8 protein-coding genes are annotated in these 10168 nt (G+C 51.1%); 4 read left to right on the plus strand and 4 right to left on the minus strand.

What is annotated here, in order from left to right:
* From AC4FIC_RS14485 to AC4FIC_RS14500, 4 genes are all read right to left on the minus strand, one after another.
* Positions 1 to 245: RidA family protein (locus AC4FIC_RS14485; protein ID WP_273285941.1), on the minus strand; the 245-nt coding region annotated here is incomplete at its 3' end.
* Positions 246 to 395: 150 nt separating this feature from the next.
* Positions 396 to 1961, minus strand: a complete 1566-nt coding sequence (locus AC4FIC_RS14490) for a BCCT family transporter (RefSeq protein ID WP_273285942.1) — start codon at positions 1959 to 1961, stop codon at positions 396 to 398.
* 116 nt (positions 1962 to 2077) lie between these two features.
* Positions 2078 to 3064, minus strand: coding sequence for a membrane dipeptidase (locus AC4FIC_RS14495; protein ID WP_100257324.1), 987 nt, complete (start codon positions 3062 to 3064; stop codon positions 2078 to 2080).
* A 14-nt stretch (positions 3065 to 3078) separates the two neighbouring features.
* Entirely contained in the window at positions 3079 to 4521 is a 1443-nt protein-coding gene (locus AC4FIC_RS14500; RefSeq protein WP_100257323.1) for an aldehyde dehydrogenase family protein, read from the minus strand.
* 104 nt (positions 4522 to 4625) lie between these two features.
* Between AC4FIC_RS14500 and AC4FIC_RS14505 the strand changes: the two genes are divergently transcribed.
* The 4 genes from AC4FIC_RS14505 to AC4FIC_RS14520 all read left to right on the plus strand — a co-directional run.
* On the plus strand, positions 4626 to 5519 hold the full coding sequence (locus AC4FIC_RS14505; protein ID WP_100257322.1) for a LysR family transcriptional regulator: 894 nt from the start codon (positions 4626 to 4628) through the stop codon (positions 5517 to 5519).
* A 527-nt stretch (positions 5520 to 6046) separates the two neighbouring features.
* Positions 6047 to 7741, plus strand: a complete 1695-nt coding sequence (locus tag AC4FIC_RS14510; RefSeq protein ID WP_476194596.1) for a hypothetical protein — start codon at positions 6047 to 6049, stop codon at positions 7739 to 7741.
* Positions 7738 to 8487, plus strand: coding sequence for a DUF3726 domain-containing protein (locus tag AC4FIC_RS14515; RefSeq protein ID WP_490359430.1), 750 nt, complete (start codon positions 7738 to 7740; stop codon positions 8485 to 8487). Before AC4FIC_RS14510 ends, AC4FIC_RS14515 begins: the two co-directional genes overlap by 4 nt.
* A 316-nt stretch (positions 8488 to 8803) precedes the next feature.
* Positions 8804 to 10168, plus strand: a 1365-nt coding sequence (locus AC4FIC_RS14520) for a chloride channel protein (protein WP_273284954.1), incomplete at its 3' end; no start/stop codon positions are given.

Raw genomic sequence — 10168 nt, forward strand, 5'->3', positions numbered from 1 at the left:
AAATAATCCCGTGCGGTGACGTAGATGAGCACCTGAGTGACATCGGCCATGGTCAATTCAGCGGCTTCGATCGTGTGTTTGAAATTTTCCATCGTTTGACGCGCCTGAGCTTCAATGCCCCCTGCGACTACCTTGCCCTCGGAATCGATCGGTATCTGTGCAGTCGATAATTGGCCATTGGCGATAACAGCCCATTCCAGCGGTGCCTTGGAGGCAAATAACTGGGTTTTGACAGCTTTTTTCATGTGTATTTCCTATTGATAGCTGAGCTCGAACCCTAAGGGTTAAAGTCGCCGTAAAAAAAAGGAGCCGCATTGTTGGGCTCCTGTTCTGTTAAATGACCGGTCTAAACGACCGAGATTAAACCCGGTCTTTTATCGGCTAGAGAGAAGGCCTTATAGGCCTTGGTCATCGGCCATTTTTCGAGCAATCATGGGCGCAGTCCACAGTGACGGCAATAATACCAATGAGACCGGTACTGCGGTGACGACGATGAAGGATTGCAGGGCTGAAATACCGCCGGCACCGATAGAGATCAACAGTGCTGCGACCAAGCCCATCATCACGCCCCAGAAAACTCGCACGAATGGGTGAGGATGATCGTTACCGGTCATCACCATCGATACGGAGTAGGTCATTGAGTCACCTGTGGTGGCGACAAAGATGGTGGTCAGAATCAGGAACAGTACCGAAATAACGAAGCCCATTGGCAGCTGTTCGGTAATGGCCAATAGGGCCGCAGGCATATTAAAACCGGTAAAGGGTTCCGATATAACACCCGGATTGGCCAATTCAAAGGCCAAACCAGAACCGCCCACAATAGTGAACCAGAAGCAGGTGATGACCGGTGCTACGACCGATATGAGTAAGACCATCTCACGGATCGTTCGGCCTCGAGAGATACGCGCTACAAACATCGCCATCAATGGACCATAGCCCAGGAACCAGCCCCAGAAAAACACAGTCCACCAGTCCAGCCAGCCTGGGCTTGCACGGAAAGTGGCCATCGGTATGAACTTGTCTAGATAAATACCAAAGCCTTGGATGAAGCTGTCAATAATAAAGGCGGTTGGGCCGAAAAAGAGGATGAAAGCCATCAGAGCTACGGCAAGAATCACGTTAAATCGGCTGAGTATCTGGATACCCTTGGTTACGCCACTAACGGCCGATAGAGTATAGATAACAACCAGTCCGACTAGAATCGTAACCTGAGTGATATAGGTATTTGGGATGCCGAATAGTTTTTCCAGACCGAAGCCGATCTGCAGGCCGAGAAAACCAATCGGGCCGACGGTACCGGCGACAACGGCCAATACGCAGCAAGAATCCACTATGGTTCCAAGCGGGCCGGTCATCACTCGATCACCGAACACCGGATAGAGGAGTGTACGCGGCTTGAGCGGTAAGCCCTTTTCATAATGCAGGTACATGAAAACGATGCCGGTTAGGCTGCCAAGGATGGCCCAAGCCAAGAAGCCCCAATGCATAAAGCTTTGCGCCAGAGCATTGTAGGCCGCTTGCGCGGTTCCGGTTTCATTGCCCGCTATATCCGAAAACAATGGCGGCGGAGAGGTGAAGTGCGCCAAAGGCTCGGCTGCGGCCCAGAATACACCACCGCCAGCAAGCAGGGTGCACATGATGATGGAGATCCATTTGAAGGTCGAAATCTCAGGCGTCTTGAGACCGCCCAGCACAACGCCGCCGGTGCGGCTGACGGCGAGAAAAATACCAATAACAAATGTCAGTAATAGCAACACCTGCCAATAGGCACCGAACAGCTTAGTTGAAGCGGCAAAGCTGGTATTAACCCAATTGGACATCATATCGATATCATAAAGAGTTAAAAGAGCAAACAGCACTAACGCACCGCCACTGATCAGGAATACTGGCATATCGACATCTGCCAGCCATTTTTTGTTCTGCATCGTTGCCTCGGCGTTAGCCGCGGAATTACTGTCCATAATAACCACCTTATGATTCTTATTATTTATAGGTTTTAAGCTACGTCGTTGAAGTTGCAGCGCCTATTGACGCCACCCCATCGGTCTTACTTTTTACGTTGGAAATAAGTTGCGTCTTATGTTGCCTTGAGCCCATCATCGAGCAGGTTTAACCAGTTTTGGCCCATGATTTTTGTAACCTCTGGGGGGCTAAATCCTCGTGCCAGCAAGCCGTTGGTGATGTTGGGGAAATCCCGGCTGTCGCGAAACCACGCCAATGGTTTGGGCCAGTCGGCATTGGCCTTAGAACCTTCGCCGTAATCGGTATCCTTTGACCAACGGCCGTTGCGCATCCACTCTAGGACTGAATGCGGTTGCTCCTGGCACAGATCGGTGCCAATGCCAATATGGTCAACGCCCATCAACTCTGCTGTATCGGCCACCATCTCGCAGAACTCGTTCAGCGTGCAATCAGAGCCGTTTTTTAGGTGAAACGGATAGAGACTGAAGCCGAGCAAGCCGCCGGAGGCACCCAGTGCCTTAAGGACTCGGTCTGACTTATTACGTTTGGCCATATGAAAGGTGTTCGGATTGGCGTGAGAGATGACGATGGGGCGCTCGGAAATTTCAATCGCCTCTAGGGTACTGCGTTCAGCGCTGTGACTCATGTCCACAATCATGCCGACTCGGTTCATCTCCTTAATCACCTGCCGGCCAAAACGGGTCACGCCGCTGTCTTCGGCTTCATAACAGCCGCAGGCCAATAGGCTCTGGTTGTTATAGGTCAGCTGCATGATCATGAGGTTTAATTCGCGCATGACCTCAACCATCCCGATGTCGTCTTCAATCGGAGAACAGTTCTGCGCACCGAACATGATCCCGACCTTGCCCAACTGCTTAGCAAGGCGGATATCGGCAGCACTTTTTACCGGCATTATTAGATCACTGCTCTGCTCGAAATGCCGATTCCATTCGGCAATTCGCAACAGGGTTTCACGAATCTGTTCATGGTACACAATGGTCGCATGGACCATGGTGACCCCACCTTGATGGAGTTGTTCAAAGATCGTTCGGTCCCAATTGGAGTATTGCAGGCCGTCAATGACAATTAGATCAGAATGCATAGTGAGCAGGTCCTTTACGCACGGATATAGGTGGTTTTGACCACGGTGTAAAACTCTTTGGCATAGGAACCCTGTTCGCGTGGACCAAAGCTAGAATCTTTACGACCGCCGAATGGAACGTGGTAGTCGGTACCCGCCGTCGGCAGATTTACCATCACACAGCCGGTTTTGGCCTGGCGTTTGAAATCGGTCGCATACTTGAGTGACTCAGTACAGATGCCGCCAGTAAGGCCAAAATTCGTGTCATTCAAGGTGGCTAAGGCTTGCTCATAATCCTTGACCTTGATGACGCAAGCGATCGGCGCAAAGGCTTCTTCCCGATTGATCGTCATCGCGTTGGTTGTCTCGGTAAACAATGCTGGCTGCAGGTAATAGCCATCTGTATCTTCGGTTAACACGTTGCCGCCGAAGGCCAGCGTGCCGCCTTCATCTTTGGCCAGTTGCAGATACCTTAGGTTCTGTTCCATTTGACGGGCATCGCCAACGGCACCTATATGTACGCCTTCCTTTAAAGGATGACCGACCACCAACTTCTTCATGCGCTCAATCACGGCCGCCACAAATCGATCGTGGATGCCTTCGGTGACAATTAGGCGCGACGATGCGGTGCATTTTTGTCCCGTACCGCCATAAGCACCCCCCACTGCACATTCAACAGCATTATCGAGATCCGCGTCATCCAATACGATTAGGGCGTTTTTACTGCCCATTTCCAGCTGACACTTGACCAGGTTCATGGCCGTCGCCACAGCCACTTTGCGGCCCGTTTCGAGCGAACCGGTGAAGGTCAATGCGTTAATGCCACGTGAATTTATCAAGACATCACCGACTTCCGCGCCGGGGCCCATGACCAGGTTAAAAGTACCTGCTGGCAGGCCCTGGCGAGAGATGATTTCGGTCAGTGACCAAGCGCTTGCGGTCACCTGATTCGCCGGCTTAAAGACCACCGCGTTGCCAAAGGCTAGGGCGGGAGCGATCTTCCAAGCGGCGGTGGCCGTTGGGAAATTCCACGGGGTGATAACGCCGACCACGCCGACGGGCTCACGGCGGGTTTCAATTTCTACGCCTGGGCGCACTGAATCGGCAGTTTCACCCATCTGGCGCAGCACTTCGGCGGCGTAATAATGGAAGAATTGACCGGAGCGGTAGGTCTCACCCACACCCTCGGCAAGTGTTTTGCCTTCTTCACGGGCTAACAGTCTACCCAACTCATCTTTACGCTGAATCAGTTCATCACCGATCGCCATCAAAACGCTGTAGCGTTGTTCTAAGCCGCTTTTGGCCCACTCAACTTGGGCTACACCGGCGGCGGTAATGGCGGCTTCGGTTTGTGCTTTGTCGGCCTGAGCGTAGTGGCCGATCAGATCAGCTTTGTCGGCAGGGCTGATATTTGCCACCGCTCGATTGCCTTCAACCCACTCGCCTGCGATGTAATTTCTAAACACTGTATCAGTCATATCGATGGTCCGAATTTTGTTGGAGGAATCATAGGCTCCGTGCTTTAATAATAAAAATCAATAAAAACTATCTATTGATAAGATTTTCTTATTAGGAGGCGGTCATGCTGCCAGAGCTTAAAATTGCCCAATTACGTCATTTCGTCTGGGTTGCTGAACTAAAAGGTTTTCATGTCGCAGCAGAAAAGGCGCACCGCACGCAACCGGCCATTTCCTTATCTATCCGAGACCTCGAGAAGAAACTCGGTGAAGGCCTGTTCGAGAAGCGCAATGCCAAAACCGCTAAAACCGAATTAACCCCCTTCGGCAGTCATTTTTTACCCAAGGCAAAAGAACTCATAGCCCACCATGATCGAGTGGCGGAAGACATGACGCTCTTGGCAGAACATAAGACGGGGCACCTGCGGTTAGCCTCAGTGCCTTCTATTGCCAGTAGGGTGTTGCCTGAGTTGTTATTGCAGTTTTTTGCCGACACACCTGGCCTGCATGTTAGTTTTTTTGATGATAACTCCACTGCTGTCCTGCAAATGGTCGAAAACCAGCAAGTCGATTTTGGTATCGCGCATCTGTTTCATGAGCAGGAACATTCCGACAAGACCTTTATTCCTATTTGGCAGGATCAAATCGGCGTGGTCTGCCCGAACAACCATCCCTTGGCCGGCAGCACCGAGCTGCATTGGCAGACGTTGCGCGAACATAGGTTTATAAGTAATGGCACGTCGGCGCTACTGGAAGATAGTGACGCCCATCCATTGCTGGGTCATTCACAATTTTATGTGTCCAATATGATCTCCCTGATCGCGATGTTGGAGGCCGGTTTTGGCATTACCACGCTGCCCTGGTATGCCTTTCCGAAGCACAGTACCACGCTCAAATTCATCCCGTTAAAAACTCCCACGGTGATTCGCCGTATTGGCATCGTACATCTGACCAACAAGTCACTCACCCCGCCCGCCAGGGCCTTGATAGACTTTATCGTTGCCAGCAGTAGCGGCTAGCCAGCTGACCAGGTGGCCCACTTCTAGTGCTATGAACTGGCCCGGATAGCAAGATTTGGGTCCTGCGATGAGGGCAGAATTCTAGCAATATTGATCTGAGGTGCTAGGGTCGAAACATTACCCCAACACTAATTTAGGAACCATAAATCGGACGCTGATAAGTTTCACTTATCAGTTGATTTGTCCTTTTGATTTGTTTAGTGGCCCATGGTTGACAGATGATTGGTGCCACCCTAAAACGGAGACGGAGTTTGCCGTCAGCACTTGTGGGTCTTGAAACCCCTAGGGCTGACAATTGCCATATGCGATCCACGCGAATATCAATTCCGCGCGGTAATGCCTACTGGTGATGCTCATTCCGACGCCAAGGTTACAAATACCAACAGACCGGATGTATTGTCAGTTGATTCCGCACATCAAAGCTTTAGCTAGGCCATATTGCACAACGGAAGGTTGACTGCCCGATAGATGTGCTGCTAATTAGGACGTAAAGAGTAATGACGACTGCTGCCACGATCCAAAATTCCATGAGGGGTAACAACGCGTTGCCGCTGCGTCCGGCTAACCAAGTGATGAACTTAGAGCGCTTGGGGTCCTTCCATCAGAGCCGCCTGAGTTTTATGCGCACCCTGGTGCGACGCATAATGCGGGAACGCTGGCAGATTGAGCCGACTCGCTTTGACCTCGATGACGACGGTTATGGCACAGTCGTTTATGAAGTCCAGGCACCCAATGGCCTGTTTAGTTTTGTATTATTTTCGCACTATCTGGCGCTGGAAAATCGCAACGATCGAGTTATTGCCACTCAATGGGACCTCACCATGGCGCTGGTGGAAGGACCGGTGGACCAGCTTTACCTGGAACGGCTGAAGCAAAATGTACCCTTGCAAGAAGCTGGACGAGTTGACCCTCGGGTTTTTGTTCTGTCACGAGCCAACCGCAGTGCGAGGATATTTGATTATGTTGTCGATCAGCTAGCCCGCGGAGCGCAGCCGGATGTCGAGCAAATCTCCAAGGTCGGTTATCTGTACCGGACTACGGCGGTCTATGGCAGTGGCAAGCTTGGCATGGCTGATTGGGAAAAGGTTTCGACCAAGCACAAAGATTTTTCCCGGCCCTTTGCCTCGGAAATGTTTGTTTGTTGGATGCTGCGTAATTTCAGCTTCCTGCAGGCTGAACATATTGCCCGTCACAAATCCCCTGACACCTTCCAAGCTATGCAACCAGAGCTTAAGCGTCATTTCGGTATCGGTAACTCGACCGGGTTGGGCATGGCGCCGTTTTTGGTCAATCATCCCATGTTAATCAGTAACTGGATTGAAATGCGCGAATTGGCCCTAGCTCGCATTCGGGTTCTGGGCGGTATCAACGGTCGGGTAAAAGAGACACTCACGACCCTAATAGACCGTTGCGCGCAGCACACACGAGACACTGCGACCGATGATGAATCGCAAACTGAGAAAAATTTACAGGTGGTAGTCGATCTAAACGCGATGCAAACCTACGTCGCGACGAGTTTCGACACCTGGGATGGGTTAATAGCCTGGAGTGAGCAACATTGCTCCTTACAGGGCCAGGAGATGCTGGTTTCGATTATGTTAGAGATATATCCAGAACTGGTGGATGATCTTGAAGATTTCCATAGCGTCGATGAAATTCTCGACCTCGATCCGATCATGCCCCTGGAGCAACTCAAAGAGGTCATTGAAACACGCTACAATTGGGCGCTGGCCACCGACTTTAGTGCCGATGGCGCACGTGAAACCTGTTGGTACCGTTCCGAGGAGAAGATGGAGCCCCGCTTGGGCAACAGTGCCGATGAGGAGGCCAAGCATAAGCAGATGGCAATGGGCGTTGGCTATGCCGTCAGTAAGTGCTACGACCAACTGTGCGCCTATCTAACACTGAATCCAGACCACAATACCGCCAGATTCATGGTCGCGCGCCCCAAGATGCGTGGAATAGTGCGCCGTATTCAAAGTATGAATCGCTGCATCTATGGTGATATTCAGGCCAATTTGCTGGATCGAAATGTGCTTCCAATTCACCTATTGCGCTGCAAATTGGCCTTTTTTGGTGTCGGTAAGTTTGATCCGCGTTCGCGACTGTGGGTCCGCAACACCATGTTTCAGGGCGCTCCGCTGCTAGCGGATATCGGCAAAGCATTCGAAGACGATTGGTTTATGCCTGTAGCGCCAGAGCAAAGCGGAAACTGTTCATGAATATTTCCATGAATGAGTTGAAAGCCGCCTTGCGACGTTGTTTTGAGGCCTCTCACTATTTTGTTGGCAACTATGAAGATGCCGCCAATATGATCCTGTGGTTGGAGAAACACGGCCTCAAAGGCTTGGCGGAGCTGGAGCGTTTGCTGCCCTATATAACCGACGATACCGACAAGCTCCTCAGCAGTGTCCTCTATGAAGACAGTTCGTCCGCGATAATCGACAGTCACGGTCCCAGTGCACTGAACTGCATCGCCGCATCGGTGGATCTGGCACACGCCAAAGCGCTGATAAGTGGCATTGCCACGGTGACGGTGCATCACTGTCACAATCGGATGTTTATTCTCAAAGCCCTGACCGATCGGGGCCGTTGTGGCATCAGTATCGCAGCTTACTGGCAAAACGGGAGCCATACCGTCACCGAGCATGCCGCAGCGATACGGGCCGGTGCACGTTACCCCAGTTACAGTGAAGCGCTCACCAATCTGAGTGCGAGCACCGACCTGAAGCAAACCTTGACTATTATCTGCAGTTCCCGGGTCGATTTAACCGCATCATTGCAGTTGTCCAAGGGTAACCGTAACGCGCGCCATATGAGTGCCGAGGAAGTGGCCGAAAACAAAGCCAACAGTGTTGAACATGGCATTGAAATTGAACCGGAACTGTGGCAACGCATCAATCAAATAGGGACCGGTATATTGGTTGAAAATAATGATCAATCCCGCCAAGGAGCCGGAGGTCGCTGAGAACTCGGATCGACAGCCATCCGATAGGGTGCGGCACCCCCCGGACAACCGGCCATAAAGGCCGTCATGGCATTTAATATCCCTCTCTAAGTCGCTTTACGCAGTCCCAAACAGCCTTTCTATTACTTTTGTAATACCCAATTAGAGGCGCTGACGGGCCTCTTAGCGGATCAACTGAGTCATTTTGAATGCCATAAATGCTTTAAAACCAGTTCGTAGCAGCGTAAAGTATTGGTTTTCACACTAACTAAGTTTACTTGTTAATAGTTTCGCATGAACGTTGTCGGTAATAAGAATAATAAACCAGGGTGTATTTATGAGCGACATAATCGGTACCGAAGAGAAGAAATTTAGAAACCTCGACTGGACAATTGCCAGAACGGTCAGCCTGTCGATTGCCATAGGGATAATGGCCGCCTTTGCAGCCAAGGGTCTATTGATCGCCATTAACCTAACTCAAACCTATCTGCATAAAACCCCGTTAGACACGCTGGTAATGGAGCAGGGCATTGAAAACGCCTCCTTGCCGATCTGGTCGATCGGCGTCTTGGCTTTTTTAGGGCTGATTGTTGGGCTTTTAACCCACTATCTAATGCCTAATAGGGCAAACCGCGGTCTTTCCCATGTCATTGAAGACATCCATTTCAATCAAGGCCAAACTGGCGTCCGAGAAGGTTTAGCCGTGGGACTTATTTCGGCTGTTTCGATCGGTGCGGGTGCTTCCGTGGGACGTTACGGACCTGCCGTACACTTGGGTGCCGCCGTGGCAAGCGGTATGGGATCCATCTTCAAGCTCAGTACCCAAGAAAAGGTCGTCCTGGGTTGTTCCGGCATCGCGGCGGCGATTTCGGCATCCTTTATCGCACCCTTGGCCGCGGTTATCTTTGTCCAGGAAGTTGTTTTGCGCCAGTGGCGCATTTATCAGTTTATTCCGGTTGCGGCGGCAGCCGTTGCTGGCTCTGAAACAGCTAAGTTGTTGGACGTGCAGTTCGTTATTCTTAGTGATTTAATTCCCGATTCTATCCCGCCCTATGAATTTATTTTCTTTGGCATTATTGGCGCGCTATCAGGAGTAGTCGGGATTGCCTTTAATCAGGCGTTACCCAAAGCAGCTGGCCTGGTGGCCAAGCACGTTAAGATCGACAACCGCTTAAAGCCGGTCGTTGGCGGCCTATTGTTAGGCTGTATTGGATTTATGTACCCGTCGGTACTGGGCCTAGGGGGCTATGAAACCCAAATGGCCATCGCCGGCAATATCGCCTTTCAACTGTGTTTGATCTTATTGGTACTCAAGTTCGTTGCGACCATTATCAGCCTTGCCTTTGGCTTTAACGGCGGCGTATTCGGTCCCAGTCTGTTTATGGGTGCCATGTTGGGTGCTGCGGTGGGAATTATGGTCGAGGGCACAGGTATTTCCATATCAGGCATCTCCATTTACGCCATAGCCGGGATGGGTGCGACGGTTGCAACTGTTATTGGCGCCGTTTTCGCGGCCATCATTGCGATGATCGAAATGACGGGTAAATTGTCGAGCTCATTGCCGGTGCTTTTTTCCGTCGCCTCAGCCTACATTGTTATTTACCTGTTCTCGCAAAGTTCCTTGTTGGTGAGGCAGTTAGATGGACGAGGTAAAAATCCCTTTGAAGAGATCCGCGCCAAAGATAAGAAATACGAGGGCTTC

The organism is Reinekea sp. (assembly GCF_982785585.1).